Source organism: Bradyrhizobium sp. 1(2017) (assembly GCF_011602485.2).
Taxonomy (GTDB): domain Bacteria; phylum Pseudomonadota; class Alphaproteobacteria; order Rhizobiales; family Xanthobacteraceae; genus Bradyrhizobium.
In genome coordinates, this window is record NZ_CP050022.2 from 5946585 (window position 1) to 5966172 (window position 19588).

Annotated in this window: 15 protein-coding genes; 4 read left to right on the top strand and 11 right to left on the bottom strand. The window is 59.2% G+C overall.

The window, feature by feature from the left end; genetic code table 11:
• Positions 1–23 precede the first annotated feature (23 nt).
• From wecC to HAP40_RS28280, 3 genes are read right to left on the bottom strand one after another with little or no spacing between them, the layout of a single operon-like run.
• Positions 24–1286 (bottom strand): UDP-N-acetyl-D-mannosamine dehydrogenase, encoded by a 1263-nt coding sequence (gene wecC / locus HAP40_RS28270; protein ID WP_166814668.1) that lies wholly within the window; start codon positions 1284–1286, stop codon positions 24–26.
• A complete protein-coding gene (wecB, locus tag HAP40_RS28275) occupies positions 1279–2403 on the bottom strand; it encodes a non-hydrolyzing UDP-N-acetylglucosamine 2-epimerase (protein WP_166814667.1) in 1125 nt (374 codons plus the stop codon). Before wecB ends, wecC begins: the two co-directional genes overlap by 8 nt.
• A gap of 3 nt (positions 2404–2406) precedes the next feature.
• Positions 2407–3201 carry a WecB/TagA/CpsF family glycosyltransferase gene (locus tag HAP40_RS28280; protein ID WP_166814666.1) on the bottom strand — a complete coding sequence of 265 codons (795 nt, stop codon included), beginning with the start codon at positions 3199–3201 and terminating at the stop codon, positions 2407–2409.
• Between the two features lie 182 nt (positions 3202–3383).
• On the opposite strand from HAP40_RS28280, the gene HAP40_RS28285 reads away from it, so the two are divergent.
• Positions 3384–4271 (top strand): glycosyltransferase, encoded by an 888-nt coding sequence (locus HAP40_RS28285; RefSeq protein ID WP_166814665.1) that lies wholly within the window; start codon positions 3384–3386, stop codon positions 4269–4271.
• 16 nt (positions 4272–4287) lie between these two features.
• Here HAP40_RS28285 and HAP40_RS28290 read toward each other — a convergent pair whose 3' ends face one another.
• The 8 genes from HAP40_RS28290 to rfbC form a co-directional block, all read right to left on the bottom strand.
• Complete coding sequence (locus tag HAP40_RS28290) at positions 4288–5460, bottom strand: hypothetical protein (protein WP_246741351.1); 1173 nt, start codon at positions 5458–5460, stop codon at positions 4288–4290.
• A gap of 24 nt (positions 5461–5484) precedes the next feature.
• Positions 5485–6801, bottom strand: a complete 1317-nt coding sequence (locus HAP40_RS28295; protein ID WP_166819325.1) for an HlyD family type I secretion periplasmic adaptor subunit — start codon at positions 6799–6801, stop codon at positions 5485–5487.
• Positions 6802–6908: 107 nt separating this feature from the next.
• Positions 6909–9119, bottom strand: coding sequence for a peptidase domain-containing ABC transporter (locus HAP40_RS28300; RefSeq protein WP_246741291.1), 2211 nt, complete (start codon positions 9117–9119; stop codon positions 6909–6911).
• On the bottom strand, positions 9097–9417 hold the full coding sequence (locus tag HAP40_RS28305; RefSeq protein ID WP_166814664.1) for a hypothetical protein: 321 nt from the start codon (positions 9415–9417) through the stop codon (positions 9097–9099). Before HAP40_RS28305 ends, HAP40_RS28300 begins: the two co-directional genes overlap by 23 nt.
• A gap of 353 nt (positions 9418–9770) precedes the next feature.
• Complete coding sequence (gene rfbA / locus HAP40_RS28310; protein ID WP_166814663.1) at positions 9771–10658, bottom strand: glucose-1-phosphate thymidylyltransferase RfbA; 888 nt, start codon at positions 10656–10658, stop codon at positions 9771–9773.
• Entirely contained in the window at positions 10567–11547 is a 981-nt protein-coding gene (gene rfbD, locus HAP40_RS28315; protein WP_166814662.1) for a dTDP-4-dehydrorhamnose reductase, read from the bottom strand. The genes rfbA and rfbD overlap by 92 nt, the downstream gene beginning before the upstream one ends.
• Positions 11548–11554: 7 nt before the next feature.
• A complete protein-coding gene (gene rfbB, locus HAP40_RS28320; RefSeq protein WP_166814661.1) occupies positions 11555–12613 on the bottom strand; it encodes a dTDP-glucose 4,6-dehydratase in 1059 nt (352 codons plus the stop codon).
• A 13-nt stretch (positions 12614–12626) separates the two neighbouring features.
• Positions 12627–13184 (bottom strand): dTDP-4-dehydrorhamnose 3,5-epimerase, encoded by a 558-nt coding sequence (gene rfbC, locus HAP40_RS28325; protein ID WP_166814660.1) that lies wholly within the window; start codon positions 13182–13184, stop codon positions 12627–12629.
• 346 nt (positions 13185–13530) lie between these two features.
• On the opposite strand from rfbC, the gene HAP40_RS28330 reads away from it, so the two are divergent.
• The 3 genes from HAP40_RS28330 (at position 13531) to HAP40_RS28340 (ending at position 19571) form a co-directional block, all read left to right on the top strand.
• Positions 13531–15867, top strand: a complete 2337-nt coding sequence (locus HAP40_RS28330) for an AAA family ATPase (RefSeq protein ID WP_166819323.1) — start codon at positions 13531–13533, stop codon at positions 15865–15867.
• A 73-nt stretch (positions 15868–15940) separates the two neighbouring features.
• Positions 15941–17953 (top strand): hypothetical protein, encoded by a 2013-nt coding sequence (locus tag HAP40_RS28335; protein ID WP_166814659.1) that lies wholly within the window; start codon positions 15941–15943, stop codon positions 17951–17953.
• A 148-nt stretch (positions 17954–18101) separates the two neighbouring features.
• Complete coding sequence (locus HAP40_RS28340) at positions 18102–19571, top strand: exopolysaccharide biosynthesis polyprenyl glycosylphosphotransferase (protein ID WP_166814658.1); 1470 nt, start codon at positions 18102–18104, stop codon at positions 19569–19571.
• Positions 19572–19588: the final 17 nt, after the last annotated feature.

Here is a 19588-nt window from a genome sequence, read left to right on the forward strand (position 1 = left end):
CCATTTGGGAGTTACTGTGTGCCTTACGTCCGCGCCGGCATATCCTGCCAGATGCCTCGCGTATCGATGACGTCCAGATGCCGGCGCTCTGACAGCGGCACCATTCTGAATTCATCATGATCGACAAGGAGAACCGCAATCTCGCAACTGCGCAGGGCTTCCTCGATGTTCATGAACGCGACGCGATAGTCGGCCAATTGAGGCGGCAGGCGACGCAAGTTCGGCTCGACGACCTTGATCCGCTCGCCGTACTTCGCCGCGAGATGCGTTGCGATCTCCATCGCCGGGCTTTCACGCAAGTCGTCGACATTGGCCTTGAACGTCAGTCCGCAGCAGGCGACGTTGGCATAGGGATGATCGTCGATCAGTGCCTCTGCGCGCTCGATGATCTTGTGCGTCTTGGCGTTGTTCACTTCCCGACTTGTTCGCATCACACGCGCAAGGTCCGGGGCAGAGTCGATGATGAACCAGGGGTCGACCGCGATGCAGTGCCCGCCCACTCCCGGTCCGGGGCGCAGTACATTTACGCGCGGGTGTCGGTTGGCGATATCGATCACCTCCCAGACGTTGATGTCGAACCTGTCGCAGATCAACGAGAGTTCGTTCGCAAATGCGATGTTGGTATCGCGATAGGCGTTTTCCGTTAGCTTGACCAGCTCCGCCGCGCGCGCCGTAGTGCCGACGCAAGCGCCGCGAACGAACATCTTGTAGAATCGCTGAGCGAGTCGGGTGCAGGTCGGCGTGATACCACCGATGCACCTGTCATTGTTGATGAGTTCGGTCAATATCCGTCCCGGCAACACGCGCTCGGGACAGTAGGCGACGTAAATCGCTCCGGCTTCCTTGCCGTTCCCACCGATGTGCAGATCCGGCCTGCGTTCGACGATCCGCTTTGCGATCGCTTCCGTCGTTCCAATCGGCGATGTCGATTCGAGAATGACGAGATTGCCAGGCGCGATGAGATCGACGATGCTGTCGACTGCGGCGTTCACACTCGACAGGTCGGGACGGCTCTCGCGATCGATCGGCGTCGGTACTGCGATGATGAAAACGTCGGCCGGCTGCGCCGTCTTGGATGTGGTCAACGCACCGCTCGACACCACCTTGGAGACGAGACCGTCGAGATCGGGCTCCGCGATGTGGATCTTGCCGGATGCAACCGTCTCGACGATCCGCTCATTGGTGTCGATGCCGACTACCTGCAACCCCCGGCTCGCAATCAGAGCGGCGGTCGGCAGTCCAATATAGCCGAGCCCAACGACATTGATCTTTTTGAATTCATGCATCGAGGAGAACCTTCACGATCCGCTCGCTCGCGTGACCATCACCGAAGGGATTGTGCGAACGCGCCATGGCGGCATAAGTCTCGTCATCGTCGAGCAGGCGAAACGTTTCCCCAACGATCCTGTCGTAGTTCGCACCGACCAGCCGTGCCGTTCCCGCTTCCACCCCTTCGGGGCGCTCGGTGGTATCGCGCATCACCAGGACCGGTTTACCGAAGGTCGGCGCCTCCTCCTGGACGCCGCCTGAGTCCGTCAGGACCAAATGCGAGAGCGACAGCAGGCTCACGAAATCGGTGTACTCCTGAGGAGAAATAAGAACGACCCGCGGGTGATCCGACAGCCGGGCCGCAAACAGGTCGCGGACGTTCGGATTCGGATGCACGGGAAGCACCACTGCGACGTCCTCCCTGCGCAGGATCGTCTCCAATGCGTTCACGATGTTGACGACGCCGCCCCCGAAGTTCTCCCGCCGGTGGCAGGTCACCAGGATGATGCGTCGATTACCGTGGCGCTGCTTGATGCCGTCCCAACGACTCGACAGACCGGGATCGGATTCGACCATGGCTTTCGCGAGAATGAGAGCATCGACCACCGTGTTGCCGGTGACGTGTATGCGGTCAGTCGAGATATTTTCAGTGCGCAGTGCGCGTGCAGCGCGCTCGGTCGGAGCAAAATGTTGATCTGCGATCGAGCCGACGATCTTGCGGTTCACCTCTTCGGGCCAGGGCGCGAAGATGTCGCCGCTGCGAAGTCCTGCCTCGATGTGCGAAACCGGTATGCGATGATAATAGGACGCCAGTGCGCCCGCCATGGCGGTCGCCGTATCACCTTGGACGATGACCCTGGTGGGCTTCACTTTCTCGAGCAGTTCGCCGATCTGTCCGAGCAGCCGAGCGGTCAGATTGTCCAGCGTCTGATTGGCTGTCATGACATTCAGATCGAAATCAGGGACGACTTTGGCCAGCTTCAGGACCTGGTCGAGCAGCTGTCGATGCTGCGCCGTCGCACAGATCGTCAGGGAAATGTCCTTGCGATTCTCGGCCTTGAGCCGGTTGATAACCGGAAAGAGCTTGATTGCCTCTGGCCGTGTCCCCAGAAGGATGAAAAAATGCTTGTGCACGCCTTACCCTCCGATCCGGCTCGGCCCCGGCGGCACCGCGCCCGGCGCGTCAAGCACATGCTGAAACAGCTGCCTGATGAGCGCTTGTACCAGGACGCCCGCAAACAGCGTGTTGGTCCTCGCATATCGCCACCACATCCGTCCTGGCTCCTGATAAATGCGGTACAACCATTCGAGGCCGAGCTTCTGAATCCGTGCCGGCGCGCGCTGAACGGTGCCTGCTAGAACGTCGAACGCTCCACCCACCCCCATGATGAAGGGCACGCCGAGATCGTCGCGGTGGGCGGCGAGAAAGCGCTCCTTCCGAGGCGTCGGCATGCCGATGAAAAGGCAGTCGGCCCCGCTGGATTGGATATCGCGGACGACGTCGCCCTCCTCCTCCCGCTTGAAGTAGCCGTCGTGCCAGCCGGCGAAGGAGAGTGAAGGATGCCTCTCGCATGCCGCCTGCAGGGCCTGGTGCAAAACGGCGGGGGTGGCGCCCAAAAAATATGGCTTGAAGCCTTCCTGCGCACATATCGCGAGCAACTCGGCGAGAAGATCGACGCCAGCGACCCGCGATGCCGCGGGAAGTCCCAGCGCTCGAGCGCCCCAAAGAATCCCCATGCCGTCGATACCGACGATATCGCTGTTGGCAACGTCGGTTGCGAGCACGGGGTCGGATCGCATGTTGACGAATTTTGCGACGTTGAGCGCGACGTGCTGCAGCCGCTCCCTGCTGCGCATCGCGCCCCGCGCCAGATCAACTGTCTCGGCCATCGTCAGCAGGTCAACGGGGCATCCCAGAAATGAGGCGCGCATCGGAACCCAGCTCCCAGAAAAATTGATCAATTTAAAAAGTTGGCATTTAACATTATTATTGAGATAATACGCACCGGGCATTTAATTGCAAGGTTTAAATCGATCAAATGACATCGCGCACCGCAAAAAAGCGAGACCGGCGAAAGACGGCCGCAATTCGAATTAAATGAAGGGTTTAACCAATGATCTCCGTCATTATCCCCCACCTCAACCAGCCTCACGCGCTTGAGGCCTGCCTGCGCAGCCTGGACACGCAGACCCTGGGGCGGGACGCGTTCGAGATCATCGTGGTGGACAACGGCTCGGCGACGCCCCCGGTGGACGTCGTAGCCGATCATCCTGGTGTACGACTGCAGTACGAACCGCGTTCGGGCCCTGGCCCGGCGCGAAATGCAGGCGTTGCTGCCGCCATGGGCGATATTCTCGCGTTCATCGACGCTGATTGTAGAGCTCATCCGGATTGGCTGAGCAGTGTGCTGAAATGGTTTTCCTTATCACCAGCTGGCACGGTTCTCGGGGGCGACGTCCGTATCTGGCGGCCGGAAAATGCGGAGCTCGACGCCATCGCCGCTTATGAGAGCGTCTTCGCTTATCGCTTCAAGCTCTATATCGAGCGGCATGGCTATTCCGGCACCGGCAACATGGCGGTGCTTCGGCGTGACTTCGATCGCGTCGGCCCTTTTGCAGGCATCAATGTCGCCGAAGATATGGAATGGGGGCAGCGTGCGCTCCGCGCGGGACTTCGATTTCGCTACATCCCTGAAATGATCGTCTTCCATCCGGCCCGGAGCTCGCTCCAAGAGCTTTACGCAAAATGGGACCGGCATATCGCGCACTATCGAAACATGGCGGAAGGGAAGCCGATTTGGCAATTGCGCTGGATCATGCAAGCGTTGCTCGTCTTCGCATCCCTCGCGCCAAACGCCGTGACCGTACTCACCAGCGATCGCCTGCATGGTAGCAGCATCCGCCTGAAAGCCATCGCCGTACTGTGTGCGGTCCGAGCACATCGCGCCATGACGATGCTCTCGCACTTGCGAGGCCGGCGAGCGGTCGCCTGGAATCGCTAGCGAAGGAGCGACGCTGTCAGGCGTCGCCGAAGGCACAATTGTGCGTCAGCTCCGGCAAGTCAGTGCGTCGACCGAATGACCACAGGATCCAACCTAGCTCGTAGCTGCGGCACTCGAGCCTGACTTCAACGTCAGCACTGTCGATCAGCCGTGCCTCGCTGCCGGTCCAGGCGTTCCTGACTGCGCGCAATATCCGGGGCGCCTTTGTCGTCAATTCACCCCGGCGAACCTGCGAGCGGATGGTCAAGCTCAGCTCAGGCACGAGCATGGTCCGGCCAAGCTGGTTATGGCCAAGTGCCCAGTTGAAGCCCTTGACCAGAGCCTCCCGCGCCCCGCGCTGCCCAAAACGCTCGGCCCATTCCAGCAATGCCGGGGCCATACCATACTGATGGACCGAATAGACTTCGTAGAAATCGAGGACGCGGCCGGTCTGCGCGTCGAAAAACCAGGGCCATTCACCTTGCGGGCCTTGAAGCGCAATCAGATTGCGCACGCAGTTGTCGGCCATGACGAGCGCGGACGCATCGCCGGCGAATTCGCCATACTGATAGCAGGCGATCGAGAGATATGTCTGCGTGGCAAAGGACGAGAAGCGCCGCCGAACGCCAAACGGCGCATCGAAGAACAATCCCGATTCGCTATGGAAGCGTTCCTTCAAGAAACGATAAAGCGGCCCGGCGTAGCACCACCATTCGTTCTCGCCGGCCCTTGCCTGGGCGACGACCCCCGTGAGCAACATGCCAAGATCCTGGGCACGGAAGCTCTTCCACCGGGATTCATCGGCAAGAAGCGTTCTCAGCTCGCGTTTGACCGGGTCCGGTATCTCGAGGCCGAGCTGGGCACCGCTCCATAGCGCCATGCCGAACGCGTATTTGCGCACCGGAAGCTTTGTCAGTTGCAGAACGTTGCGATGGAATACTTCGGGCAAGTCAATGCCATCCGGCACTTCGCAGATGCGCGACATCCCGAGCAGAACATTGAGGGTATAAAATACGTCGCTGTTTGGTACCGACTCGTTGGGCGAAGAACGTCCGTCGAGATGGTAAATATGCGACCATCGGCGGTGCTCAGGTAGCCAACAACGTTCAAGCCCGTTGAGCGCATAGTTCACCAGCGGTGAATTTTCCGACAGTTTACTCGCCGCCGTTGGCACCACCAGCTTTACCCCACAGTTCGGACTAATGATCATGATCAATCGCCATCCTGAGCCAAGTTAGTATTCACGGATGCTTTCATCCAATCCGCGCAGCAATGGATAGAGGAAATAGGAAATCACAGTGCGCTTGCCGACCTTCAGTTCGGCGGTCACTGCCATACCCGGAATCAGTTGAATGCGCTCGGCCGGCGGCCGAAGGTGCGTGTCCGACAGATCGACCAGTACGCGGTAATAGGGAGCTGGCGCGCGGCGCGCACCTTCGGTCTTCGCATCCGGCGAGAACGTATCCTGACTGATGACGCGGACTTCCCCCGTTGCAGTTCCATACTTCTGGAACGGAAAAGCTTCGAACTTGATACGGACAGCCTGCCCAAGCGCGACCTGCCCGATGTCCCGGCCCTCGACGTTGACTTCCGCCTGAAGCGGCACGTCACGGGGAACCAGGACAAATAGGGTTTCTGCTTCGCGAACCACTGAGCCGACCGTCCGGCTCGCGATGTCCAGCACCACGGCATCTGCCGGCGCCTGAAGAACGATCAACTGCCGGCGAAGTTCGGCCTTCTTCAATTCCTCGGCCACGCTATTGCGCTTCGGCAACGTCTCCACCAGCTCCTGATACGCGGTGCGACGAAACTCCTCGGCAAAGACCTTCTGGTCAGCACGGGCCTTCTCCAGCCGGTGGGTCGTATCGGCGATACTACCGCGAACACGCGCCAGGTTGCTTTCAACGTCGAGCCGTGCATCACGAGAAAGCAGAAAATTCAGCCTCGAACCGACCTCCTTGTCCATCAACGAGGTGCGCATGGCTTCAATTGAACGCATCGTATCGAGCCGCTGAAGGAGCACCCCCTCTTCGTCCTGCGCTGTCTTGAGATTGGCCCGAGCCGAAGCGATCTGGGCGTCGAAGTTCTGGATTTGCGCCTCATAGGCGGCTTTCCTCTGCAGGAACAACTTTCCCTGCAGGATCTGGTCCGCATTGGTGAGGTCCTTGACGGCATACTCGGCCCCGTTCAGTTCGGCACCCAGGCGATCGATCGACGCATCGAACCCAGCCACTCTGCCGCGCAGTTGATCGAGGTCCGCCTGTGAGAAGGTCGGATCGAGGGTAGCCAGGAGATCACCACGGTTGACGCGATCGCCGGCCTTGACGTGGATCTCGCGTATGACCGACGTCTCCAGGGGCTGCACGACCAGGTTGGGACGTGTCGTGGTCAGCTTTCCCGGCGCTGTGACGATCATCTCCACTTGCGAAATGGATGCCCAGATGACCGCGAAGGCCATCAGTGCAAGTACGCCGTAGAGGGTGAGACGGGCGAGCCGCGGCGGCGCTTGCTGCTCGACCTCGGTTGCATCCGATTGAAACTCGGCGACCACCGGCGTTCGCCTCGGCCCCGGCCTGAACAGCTTTCGCCGTCGCTCGGCCGATCTGGCGGGGACCAGACCGTCCGGCTTCCCATCCGCGCGTGATTGCTTTGTCTCCTTCATGCAATCTGCTTCATCTGCTGGTTCCACAAATGCCTGTAGATGGTGCATTTCGACAGGAGGTGGTCGTGACGATCCACGTCAACGATCCGGCCGCGGTCCATCACCAGGATCTGGCTCGCTTCCGTCAGCATCGACAGCCGATGCGAGACGATGATGACGGTACGACCCGCCGCCAAACGGCGGAGATTCCGTCTGATGATCATTTCGCTTTCGGAGTCGAGTGCACTCGTCGCCTCATCAAAGATCAAGATCCGTGGATTGACGATGAGGGCCCTCGCAATCGCGAGCCGCTGTTTCTGCCCGCCGGACAGGTTCGAGGCGTCCTCCTCGAGCATGGTGTCGAAGCCGCGGGGCAGCCGTTCGATGAACTCGTCGGCGCCGGCGAGCTGGGCCGCAGCGACGACCTCGGCAAAGGTCGCGTCGCGTTTCACGCAGGCGATATTGTCGCGGACCGTCCCACGAAACAGGAAATTGTCCTGCAGAACGATTCCGAGGTTTCGGCGCAGATGTGCCAGATCGAGCTCCCTCGCATCATACCCATCGATACGCAGGAGCCCCTGCTGCACCGGATACATGCCCGAGATCAGCCGTGTGAGCGTCGTTTTGCCAGAGCCACTCCGGCCCACGATCCCGAAGATCGAACCCGGCTCGACCGTGAAAGAGACATCTTCGAGCGCCGGCGCTCCTTCAGCTCCGTAGCGAAAGGAAACACTCTCGAACTCGATTTTTCCGGCGAAGTCAGGCCGCAGCCCATCTTTCTTCCCATCACGCTCCGGTGTTTGATTCATCACCTCGCCCAGCATCTTCACGGCGAGAGCAACTTCCTGGTATTCGTGCACCATGGTCACGAGTTGGACCAACGGTCCGGAGACCCTCCCGGCCAACATGTTGAAGGCGACCAGCGCTCCGATTGTCATTTCGCCCGCGAAGACATCGAGTGCCCCGACGGCGATGATCCCGAGCGTCATGATCTTCTCGAGAAATCCTGTGAGCGCCTGGGCGCCCGCGGAAATCTTCTCGACACCGAACCGCATGGCTACGGATTGCGCACAGCGGCTATCCCAAACCCTGCCCTGCACGGGCTCCATTCCCAGCGATTTCACGGTACGCATACCGTGAACTGTTTCGACGAGCAGCGCCTGCCGCGCGCCTTCCGCCTGGTAAAGATCGTAAAGACGTCGCCGGAAAGGGCCCATCAGCACGCCGACGACAGCACCGCTCGCGGCCGTGAAGGCCAGAACCATCAGCGTCAGCTTGACGCTGTAGAGCGCCAGGACCGGCAGGAAAACAAAGAGCGAGAGCGCGTCGAGACTCGTCAAGAATAGCCGCCCGGTCAGAAACTCTCGAATGCGGGCCGCTTGCTGCATGTGCTTGACCAGCACCCCGGCGGCCATGTGCTCGAAGAACGTAACCGGCAGCCCGAGAAGATGCGCGAACGTCTTTGTAGCAACTCGGATGTCGACCCTATTGGTCGCATAGAGCAGAAGATAGCGTCGCAGAAAGCCGAATATCGCGTCAAAGACAAGTGCTACGGCCGCTCCTGCCGCAAGTACGTAGAGCGTGGTGAAGCTCTCGTGAACCAGAACCTTGTCGATGACGAGCTGGAAAAAGATCGGAATAACGAGGCCCAAGGCATAGAGCAGGACGGCGGCAATCGCGACATCCCTGAACAGTCGCCATTGACGAAGCAACTCCGGTACGAACCACCGTAAACCGAAACTCCTCCGACCATCCCGAGCCGGCTGCTCGCGCTTGATCAGGATCGTGTCACCGACCCATTGGGCACAAAATCGGTCCCGATCGACAACCAGGACTTCGTCCTTGCGGTCGGCGAGCGGATCGAAGATGCAGACCGCATCGCTCTCAGCGCCTCGTTCCGTACCAAGAACCACGATCCAGTTGCCATTGGCGAGCCGAACCAGCGCCGGATAGGCCTCTCCGAGACGTACCAATGCGGTCCAATCCAGCTTCGCGCTTTTCGCGCGCAGGCCTGCATCCTTCGCCATCCGCAACAGCAGATCCAACGAGGGCGGAGCGGCCACGGCATAGGCGTGCTTCAGGCGCTCGACCGGCAGGTCGATGCCATGATGTCCGCATATCTTAGACAAGCATTCCAATGCCGTCTGCGTTACCGGCTCCGGCGCGCCTGCCGCGTGGTCGTTCGCGCCATCGGCGGGGTCGATTTCAGCGGAAATTTGAAGAGACATTCAAAGACCGTGTGTTAGGCGACTGCGCATCATGCACTCCCGACGAGCCATTGCGCGCCTCAGCGGGCGGGGTCCTGCGCACCACACCCGCATCAACCAGTCCCTGCAGTGCCTTCTGCATCACGTCGACCGAATTGGCGAAGGATTCGACCGAAAAGATCAGTCGCTGAGAAAACACGCGCTTGGGGACATTGTTGTCGTCACGTTCGGTCGGTGAAAGACTGACCAGATCGACGCGGACGATGGTTCCGCTGACGGTAATCTCCTCAATTCCATCGGTATAAAGTTCGGGGTGCATACACGTCTCCTATGCTGCTAGCTTCGGCCTGAGAACAACGTCAGCGCCATCGCTCGTTGAGTTGTGGGGTGTTGGTCGGAAACAGCCTGCCTGTGCCGTACGGAAACACACCGTTGCTGCCGATCGATGCGGAGGACGGGGCCGAAGCCGGTGAGCCCAGACCGTTGGTTTTCACCAAAGAAAGGGGATACCCCCCCGGAAACACGGCCCGCGCGCCCCGACCGACGACGCTTTTGGTCCAGCATGGCCACACCAATTAAATAATTCGCTATTATATATTTTAATTCTATTTAAAAAGGCCGTCAAACTTTTAATGCGAATTTAATGCGATTTCCCGTTGCCGGTAAGGATCGTTATTGGGAAGCAAATTGCGGGAGCGCCGTGATTTCGCTCAGATATTTGCCGTAGCCACTCTTCTCCAGCGGTCGCGCAAGCGCGAGAAGTTGATCCCGATTGATGAAGCCGAGCCTGAAGGCGACCTCTTCGAGACAGGCGATCTTCATTCCCTGCCGCTTCTCCAAGGTCTGCACGAACGTTCCTGCATCGATGAGAGACTCGACCGTGCCGGTGTCCAGCCAGGCAAAACCCCGCCCCATACGCTCAACATGGAGCGCGCCTGCCGAAAGATAGCGCATCTGAAGATCGGTAATCTCGAGCTCGCCGCGTGATGATGGCTCGACGCGACGAGCGTACCGAACCACGCGATTGTCGAAGAAATACAACCCCGTAATCGCCCAGTTCGAAGCCGGCCGCTTGGGTTTCTCCTCGATCGATACCGGGCGATCCGCCGCATCGAACGCGACCACGCCATATCGTTCCGGATCTCGCACATGATAGGCAAAAACCGTTGCACCTTCCTCACGCCCTGCCGCCCTGGCAAGCAGATCGCTCAGGCCGTCGCCGAAGAAAATGTTGTCCCCCAGCACCATCGCCACACGATCGTTTCCGATGAAATCGGCCCCCACAATGAAGGCGTCCGCGAGACCGGCGGGACGGGTTTGTTCCGCGTAGCTGAGCCGAATGCCCCATTGGCTGCCGTCACCCAGCAACTGCTCGAACTGACACCGGTCCGAGGGCGTGGTGATGATCAGAATTTCACGAATTCCTGCCAACATCAGCGTCGACAGGGGATAATAGATCATTGGTTTGTCATAGATCGGAAGCAATTGCTTGCTGACCACGCGCGTGATCGGATAAAGGCGCGTTCCGCTGCCGCCGGCCAGCACGATTCCCTTCAGCATCGGTTTCTCCCAGTTGCTCCAGACAAGCTTTCAGTGCATGGCGCCAAGGCGCTAATCGAATCCCAAACACGCGTTCTGCCTTGGATGAATCCAGGCGCGAATTCCGCGGCCGGCGCGCAGCGGTCGGAAATTCCTCAGTCGTGATCGCTTCCAGCGCCGGAATTCTCGCTCCACGACGGGAACGCTCGCAGAAGATTACTTGTGCAAAGTCGTGCCAGTTCGTCTCACCTTGGCCCGCGAGATGAAAGATGCCGGCCGTGGCCCTGCGATCGTCCATTGCCGACCGCTCTGCGATCCGAAGAACGGCGTCCGCGAGGTCGAATGCGGAGGTCGGATTGCCATGTTGGTCGCGAACGACCCTTACAGTTTGCTGCGTTTCACACAGCCGCAGCATCGTTCGGACGAAATTGCTGCCATAGGGGCTGTAAAGCCACGAACATCTGATCACGGTCGCAAGGGGGTGCGCTGCCAGCACAGCAGCTTCACCGGCCAGCTTCGACGCGCCGTAGGCGTTCAACGGTGCGGGAATGTCACTTTCATCGTATGCATCCGGCTTCGAGCCGTCGAATACATAGTCGGTCGAATGATGAATGAGCGGGATATTCATCTGCCAGGCGATATCCGCCAATGCCGCCGCGCCGTCGCGGTTGACGCTGAACGCCTTCGCCGTTTCAGATTCGGCCTGGTCGACCGCAGTATATGCGGCCGCGTTGATGATTGCAGAAGGCGCGATCGACGCAATGAGCTTGTCGATCCCCGCGCGGCTCTCCAGATCCAGTTCTGGGCGCCCGAGCGCCACCACGGGCAGACCGCGCATTGCGGCAAGTTCACGAAGACACCTTGCCAACTGACCGTTTCGGCCGGCAATGAGGATGGGTTGCACCATCATCTTCACCTCAGTGTTGGGAGGCCAGGAGACCGAGACGAGAGCCGTCATAGGCGCCGCGGCGCGTACGCTCCCACCACGCACGATTCTTGAGATACCATCCGACTGTCTCGGCCAGCCCCTGTTCGAAGGTTCTCGTCGGTTTCCAACCGAGTTCGCGATGTGCCTTTGACGCATCGATTGCGTAGCGCGCATCGTGCCCCGGACGATCCGGCACGAATGTGATGAGCGATCGTCTTGTTTCCTCGGAGGGCGACCAACGATCCAGCACATCACAAACTTGGGTGACGACGTCCATGTTGGATCGCTCCGCATTTCCACCGAAATTGTACTTCTCGCCTGGCTTCCCTTCGTACAGCAGGCTTATCAAGCCGGCGGCATGATCGTCGACGTGAAGCCAGTCGCGGATATTCTTGCCATCGCCATAAACCGGTAAAGGCTTTCGGTCGATCGCATTGAGGATCGTCAGCGGGATGAGCTTCTCCGGAAACTGGTACGGTCCGTAGTTGTTCGAGCAGTTCGATACGATGACCGGCAAGCCATAGGTTCGGAACCACGCTAGCGCGAGATGGTCCGATGCGGCCTTGCTCGCCGAATACGGCGAGCTCGGCCTGTAAGGCGTGTCCTCCCGAAACAAATCGTCCGGGCCCAATGAGCCGTAGACTTCGTCTGTCGACACATGAACGAAGCGAAATTGCTTCCGCCTCGGAAGCGGCAGACGTTCGTAGTAGGTTTTGGCAGCCTCCAGTAGCGTGTAGGTGCCAACTATGTTGGTGTTGACGAATGCGCCGGGTCCATCGATCGAGCGATCGACGTGGCTCTCTGCAGCCAAATGTATGATCGCATCCGGCTCGTAGTCGGCGAACGCAAGATCAATAACTTCGCGATCGCAGATGTCGGACTGCAGGAACTCATAGGGCTCCAGTCTCTCGAGGCTCGCAAGCGACGCTAGATTGGCTGCATATGTCAGTTTGTCGACGTTGATCACTGCGGCGCCGGTCTGCAACACCAGACGACGACACACCGCAGAACCGATGAAGCCTGCTCCGCCAGTCACCAAGATACGCATCTATTCGCCTCCATCAGTCGAACACGCAACCGAGCTGGTTGAGCGCAGGAAGGATCTCGTCCTTCGGCGACAACTGAGCCTCGGAGGTTGTCACAGGCCACTCAATCTTCAGCGCTGGATCGGCCCAATAGACGCCGCCGTCATGGCTCGGGGCGTAGACCTGGTCTACCTTGTAGAGGACGACGGTGTTGGGTTGCAGCGTACAGAAGCCATGCGCAAACCCTTTCGGAATGAACACCTGCTCGCCGCTTTCACTATCCAACTGGATGGCGATGTGCTTGCCGAAGCTCGGCGATGAACGCCGGAGATCCACTGCGATATCGAGAATGGCGCCGCTCAACACCCGTATAAGCTTCGCCTGGGCGAAAGGCGGACGCTGAAAGTGCAGTCCACGCACCGTGCCGATACGATTCGAGCTGGACTGATTATCCTGAACAAAGTCATGGAGAATTCCCTTCTCCGCAAAAGTCGATCGTTGGAAGGTCTCGGAGAAGTAACCGCGGGCGTCGGAAAACCGATCTGGGCGAATTACTTTGACATCGGGGATCGCCAAGGCTCGCAATTCCAGCATCGGGTACTCTCCTGCCCGCCTAAACACGAATTAGGTTTCGATACGGTAGGCCATGGTGCGACGGCATTATTACTCCGCCCCTTCATCTCACGCCTGAACCTTCGAATTAATTTTGGCCGACTTACTATTACGGCATTAAGTCATTGAAATATATCGCTTTTATCGGCATCAGCTTGCGCGGATTTGCCACAACGTCATTTTCTCTCTTGGGTCGATTAATATATGATTTATTTAATTTGGCAATATGATTTTTATAAGATATATAATCACCCGCCGGCTGCAGGTCTCCTCGAATGGGCCTGCGAGCGAGCGGCCGCAAAGACCCACCCGTCGAGACAGGTACGTGATGCTCCAGAACAACCTTAAAGACACGGACAGGCTACGGCTGCCGGTGAACCTGACCCCACCCAGTCAGGCCGACGGCGGAGGGATCACCGAGGTCATCAATCTCGGGATCGGACTGTTACGGCGTCAATATCTGGTGATCCTTGTCACCGCCGCGCTCGTCATTGCGGTCAGCCTGCTCTATCTCAGACTGGCATCTCCAACCTACACGGCGCAGGTTCAGATTCTGTTGGCCAATCCAAGGGCCCAGTTTGTCCAGCAGCAGTCGCTTCTCGCCGAACCGCCTTTCGATCTCAACCAAATCGAGACCCAGATTCAGCTCGTGAGGTCGAAAGCTACCGCTGCTGCGGTAATCGACCAGTTGAAACTGACCAACGATCCTGACTTCAACGCGTCGGGGCCATCCCTACATTCGCTCTGGCAACGAATTCGATCATGGGCATCGACTGCATCGCCGAAGGATGCGCCATCCGATAGGCATGGCGAACCATCGGATGCCATTGTCGACGCATTTCTCAGTCGGCTTTCCGCGATGCGTGTCGGGTACAGCAACGTCATTGAAATCAGCTACAATTCGAGTTCTTCAGCTCGAGCCGCCGAGATCGTCAATGCGGTAGCCAACACTTATGTTGCCGATCAGCTCAATGCAAAATTCGACGCCAATCGCCGGGCAACAAGCTGGCTGCAAGACAGGCTGCGGGATCTCGGGGACCAGGCCCTAGCTGCACAACGTGCGGTCGACGTCTACAAGGCCCAGAACAACATCGTCTCTCTGGACGGGCGTCCAATCGACGAGCATCAGCTCACGGAAATCAACAATCGATTGGCCGTCGCACGTACCCAGACCTCCGAGGCCACGGCCAAGCTGTCTCGCTACGAAACCCTCCTTGCTTCCTCCGATCCGAAGAAGCCATCCTCGATGCTCGATCTGGATGCGATCGGAAGCGACGGGCTGAACAGTACGATCATCACGGGGCTGCGCCAGCAATATCTCGAGCTCACCCGACGTGAGGCGGAGCTGACGGCAAGGGTTGGCCGCGACCACTTGGCAGTGGTCAATGTCCGGAACCGCGCGCGAGAGTTTCGCGTCTCCATTTTCGATGAGGTCAGGAGGCTTGCTGAAGTCAGTCGAAGTGAATTCGAACTCGCAAAGCAGCGCCAGGAGGAAATCGAGAAACAGCTGGCTAAGGCCGTTGTACAATCCCGCTCGGTCAATTCCGCCGAGTTGACCATCAAGGATCTGGAAAGCCGGGCAAAGGGCTTGCGCAGCTTGTATGAGACCTTCCTGCAGCGCTACATGAGCTCCGCGCAGCAAGAGACATTTCCCATCTCTGAAACGCGGGTGCTTTTCCCCGCTTCGCCGCCGTCGAGCAAAAGCAAACCAAAGTCACGATTGGTGCTGGCGCTCGGCATTGTCGGCGGTCTCGCACTCGGCATCGGCTTGGCGCTCCTCAGAGACCTAATGGACCGCGTCTTTCGTACCTCCTCACAGGTGGAAACCGTGCTGGAACTGCCTTGTCTATCCATGGTCCCGTTCTTGCCGACCCGCAAATCTCCGAAGCCGGCAGCGCGACTTCAGAAAACCGATGATGATGTTCAGCAACGTATAGTTTCGCCTCCGACCGCAATCCATCGGACCGTGGTCGGGATGCCGCTTTCTCGATATACCGAGGCAATTCGTTCCATCAAGCTGGCCATCGACCACAATCCGGAGAAGATCTCCTCGCAGGTGATCGGTATCACCTCGGCGCTTCCCAATGAGGGAAAGACCACAATTGCAGCCTCGCTTGCGCAACTGATCGGCCACGCCGGCAAGAAAGCCATCATCGTTGATTGCGACCTCAGGAATCCTTCACTGTCTTCCATCTTCGCGCCCAAGGCAGCCTGCGGAATCATCGAGGTTGCAAACGGCAGTCGATCGCTCTCCGACGCAATCTGGCGGGATCCGACGACCAATCTTGCGTTTCTGCCCGCCGTACGGCGAGGACCTTTGCTTCACACCAGCGAAATTCTCTGCGCCGACGCGATCAGCAAGCTGTTCGACCGTTTGCGTGCCCAATATGACTACATCATCGTCGACCTTCCTCCCCTAACCCCGTTGGTTGATGTCCGCGCCACTTCGTCTCTCATTGATTGCTACATCCTTGTCGTTGAATGGGGCCGGACCAAAATCGATGTCGTGCAGCACGCACTGCACACGGCTCCCAACATCCAGGATTCACTGATCGGAGTGGTTCTCAGCAAGACGGATACCAAGGCAATGGCCCGATATGACGGTCATCGGAGCTACTATTATCATGACAGCCACTACATCCGTTATGGTCTTTCTGGCTCTTGAAGCGGTCCCCTGGCGGCCAGCACGTTCTCCGGCCAGCGGACAGCGGAGTGGCCGCACCACACGATGGTGTTAGATGATTATCCGGCTTGTCATGTTGGCCGAACTGGTCGCGATTGCCGCAGCGCTCGTAATGCCGGAAAATCTACGAAGCTGGGTGTTCGTAGCCTTCGTGCTTGCAACAGCGTCGATGATCGTGGCGATTTTTCCACCGGTCGCCGCCCTCGGGCTCGCCAGGCTGCTGCGGCCGGGCCTGGTCGTCGTGCTTGCGACTCCAGCGTTCCTGATGGCTCTGCAGGCCGTGCCGATGCCAATCGGCACGCTCGGAAATCCCATCTGGGCAACCGCATCGACGGCCTTGAACGAGCCCCTCGCCGAAATAATCACAGTCGATACTGGGGCGACCATGTTCTCGCTCGCGCAGTATTGCGCCGTGCTCGCCGCAGCCCTCGTCACTGCGGTCATCACGCTTGACCGGATTCGCGCGGCCCAGGTCCTGCATCTCCTGTTGTCGCTGACCACGATCGCCACGGCTCTGTGGTTCACCAAGGAAACGACTGGTGCCGCTGGCCCCGACGGTTCAACCCTCGTCGTGCTCGGTGTCTTGGTGTCCGCCGCGACGGCGATACGCGCGGTCGATCAGTTGCGGAGGCACCGTCGACCTGGAACGATTGTGTCGGCCCCGCTCCCTGCTCTGTTCGCCGCGATCATCACAATGATTGTCTGCGTGGCAGCGCTGCTCATTCGGGCCAACTTGGCCGCGGTCGTTGCCGCCCTCCTCGGATCGGGACTATTGCTCTCGGTGTTCGCTATTCGCAGGTGGTTCTTGGGCTTGTGGGGTACCGCTGGCGTTCTCGCCGCCGCCATGATCATCTTCATTGCCACTCTAACCGTCATTCCGCTCAGGACGAACACCGATCCGACGATTGCGTTGTCGACGAGTAGCCAGACCGCAACCGAGCGCATGCTGCAGGATGTCGGGCCGGCGGGATCGGGTGCAGGCGCTTCGACGGTCCTTTTGCCGATTTATCGGGACGCTGGCGTCAGCGCCTCGCGAGAGAGGCCAACCGCCGCCGCCGCGATCGTCATAGACATGGGGTGGGTCTTTCTTTGCGGCGTCCTGATCTGTGCAGTGCTGGGCGCGGGTGTCCTGATCTGGCGTTCTCTGTCGCGAGCCCATGATTACATATATCCAGCCTTGGGTGCCGCAGCTTCAATTGCGCTGATGATACTCGCCTTTGCCGACCACGGAGTTCTGGGTTTGGGCGCGTCTCTTTCGGCCGCCGTGCTTTTCGGACTTGCGTTCGGCCAAAGCGGCCCAGGCGCAGGCCGTGACGCCCTGTCTTTGGAAGCGAAAGAAGCGCCCGACCGAGCTGCCGACCCCGTTCCAGCTTCTTACCCGAAGTTCGCGTCGGCGCTTGTCACCGCTTGGCCGCGCGTCACGCTGATGGTGCTAGGGATCACGCTGATCATGCAAGCACTGTGGATGGTCTTCCCTGAGTGGTATCTCGGTGGTCAATCCTCATCGAAGATTGTGTCGACCGCAACGGCATGGCCGAACGGGATATCGAAGCCGGCTTCGATTGCAGCAGCGCGTGAAGACTTGTGGATCCGAGGGGGATCAAAACCCGGCGCGAATTCGGCCTCTTCTGCGGACGAGCAAGAGGCGACGGCTCCTCCCGTGCCTTCGAATACGCTTGCCCGCGCATTGCGCTCGTCGCCGCTCCGCGGAGACATTTGGCTCATGCTCGCGGCGGCGTCCAAGCCCAGTTCGCCGCAGCCTGGCACAGCAGCAATGCTCAAGATGTCGTACTACACCGCACCGAATGATTTGGATCTGCTGCCGCTACGCGTATCCGTCGCACTCGCTACAGATGCCGTGGTACGGGAGCCGGAGTTTCGCGACTTGATCAAGCGCGACGTGAACCTGGTCGTTACGCATCGGCCAGCCCTCAGACCGGCGCTTGTGAGCGCGTACCGGTCAGCCTCGGCCGACGGCAGGACCTATCTCGAGAGCCTGATTTCGGAACAGGATCCGTCATACCTCGACCAAGTGCGCGCGCGCAATTTCCGACAGGGATCTCGGTAAGCCGCCGGCGCCCTGGTTCGACAGACGATAATGGATCCGGCGACAAGACAGCGCACGGCCAAAATTAATTTGCCGGAGTCGCCATTTTAAGCTTGATAATTCCAGTTAATTAATAATAAATTAAATATTAAATTGCAGGGCACGCGCGATGAATTTCGTGAATCGACATTTCCCTGATCGTGAGATTGCCGACCGTGTCAGCCCCGGGCTGCCAGCACCCCGCCAGCACAAGTGGCCTCTTCGTTATGACGCGGTCGAACACGTGGCGGTGTGTGCGGACATTGCAACCATCCTGGTTGCTGGCGTCGTCGCTACATTTCTGTTGCAAGCTCAGAATGGGCAAGCCGCGGCCGAGCTGAGCGACATGATTGGCCTGGCGCTGGTCAGCGCCGCTTGTCTCGTTTGCCTGCTGAAGACCCAAGGCCTTTATCGGCCAGTTGAGCTCCTCGTCCTCCGAAACCAGATACGCTCCGTTTGTACGGCCTGGGCGTTATTGCTGATCTTCTTTTGGGTCCTGCATGGCTTGGAGGTTCGCCCGGGGACCTCTCAGCAAGCGGCCCTGGCTTTTGGCGTCCTCGCCTTGGGCCTCCTTACAGCCGAACGGTGGGCGGTCAAGGTGCTGCTCGGAAAGGGGCTGAGCGGCAGAAAGTTCGCCAATACGAATATCGTCCTGATCAGCGATCAACCACTGTCGAAGAACGTCGGGCTGTCTGAAACCCTATCCATGCATGGCTATTGCATCAGGGGACGGTTCAGCTTGCCTCCGCTTGGTTTTGGTCCCGCCAGCCGAAAGCGGCTCAGAGCGCGGGTGATCGACTACATTCGCAATTGCCAGCTCGACCAAGTGGTGGTGGAAGCCGACCCGGAGCGATGGCCCGAACTGCGAGCCTTCGTTGCCGAATTGCGAGTATTGCCGTTCCCGATCATGTTCGTGCCCGTCGGCACGACATCCGAATTGCTTCGGCATCCTACGCGGAGGCTCGGAAGTGCCGTTTGCGTAGAACTTCAGCGTGGCCCCCTCACCCCGCTGGAATGTGGGGCAAAGCGGATGATTGATCTTGTTGGCGCGGGCCTCGCCTTAGCAATATTTGCCCCGTTGCTGGCTCTGGCAGCGGTTGCGATCAAGCTGGATTCTCCCGGTCCGGTCTTCTTTCGGCAGCAACGCTGCGGCTTCAACGGCCGGATCTTCTTGATCCGTAAATTCCGGACCATGCATGTGCTTGAGGACGGACCCGTGATCCTTCAGGCCAACCGCACGGATCGGCGCGTCACCCGCGTCGGCAAATGGTTGCGCCGGACAAGCTTCGATGAACTGCCGCAACTGCTGAATGTTCTCGACGGAAGCATGTCGTTGATCGGGCCGCGTCCTCACGCCTTGGCTCACGACGGGAAATTCGACAAGCTCGTACGGAACTACGCCCTTCGCCGCAGGGTCAGGCCAGGATTGACCGGATGGGCGCAGGTCCACGGCTGCCGCGGCCCGACGCCCACGGCCGTCATGGTCGAAACACGTGTGCAATACGATCTCTGGTACATCGATAACTGGAGCCTTCGGCTCGATCTCGCAATCCTACTGCGGACCCCGGTCGAGGTGCTGCGGGCGCGCAATGCCTACTAGCAGCACGGGTCTATCGG

Excerpts from the sequence above, each read along its gene's own strand:
- wecC (WP_166814668.1), bottom strand. The coding sequence starts at position 1,286 with ATGCATGAATTCAAAAAGATCAATGTCGTTGGGCTCGGCTATATTGGA.
- HAP40_RS28280 (WP_166814666.1), bottom strand. The coding sequence starts at position 3,201 with ATGCGCGCCTCATTTCTGGGATGCCCCGTTGACCTGCTGACGATGGCC.
- HAP40_RS28285 (WP_166814665.1), top strand. The coding sequence starts at position 3,384 with ATGATCTCCGTCATTATCCCCCACCTCAACCAGCCTCACGCGCTTGAG.
- HAP40_RS28290 (WP_246741351.1), bottom strand. The coding sequence starts at position 5,460 with ATGATCATTAGTCCGAACTGTGGGGTAAAGCTGGTGGTGCCAACGGCG.
- HAP40_RS28300 (WP_246741291.1), bottom strand. The coding sequence starts at position 9,119 with ATGTCTCTTCAAATTTCCGCTGAAATCGACCCCGCCGATGGCGCGAAC.
- HAP40_RS28305 (WP_166814664.1), bottom strand. The coding sequence starts at position 9,417 with ATGCACCCCGAACTTTATACCGATGGAATTGAGGAGATTACCGTCAGC.
- rfbA (WP_166814663.1), bottom strand. The coding sequence starts at position 10,658 with ATGCTGAAGGGAATCGTGCTGGCCGGCGGCAGCGGAACGCGCCTTTAT.
- rfbD (WP_166814662.1), bottom strand. The coding sequence starts at position 11,547 with ATGATGGTGCAACCCATCCTCATTGCCGGCCGAAACGGTCAGTTGGCA.
- rfbB (WP_166814661.1), bottom strand. The coding sequence starts at position 12,613 with ATGCGTATCTTGGTGACTGGCGGAGCAGGCTTCATCGGTTCTGCGGTG.
- rfbC (WP_166814660.1), bottom strand. The coding sequence starts at position 13,184 with ATGCTGGAATTGCGAGCCTTGGCGATCCCCGATGTCAAAGTAATTCGC.
- HAP40_RS28330 (WP_166819323.1), top strand. The coding sequence starts at position 13,531 with ATGCTCCAGAACAACCTTAAAGACACGGACAGGCTACGGCTGCCGGTG.
- HAP40_RS28335 (WP_166814659.1), top strand. The coding sequence starts at position 15,941 with ATGATTATCCGGCTTGTCATGTTGGCCGAACTGGTCGCGATTGCCGCA.
- HAP40_RS28340 (WP_166814658.1), top strand. The coding sequence starts at position 18,102 with ATGAATTTCGTGAATCGACATTTCCCTGATCGTGAGATTGCCGACCGT.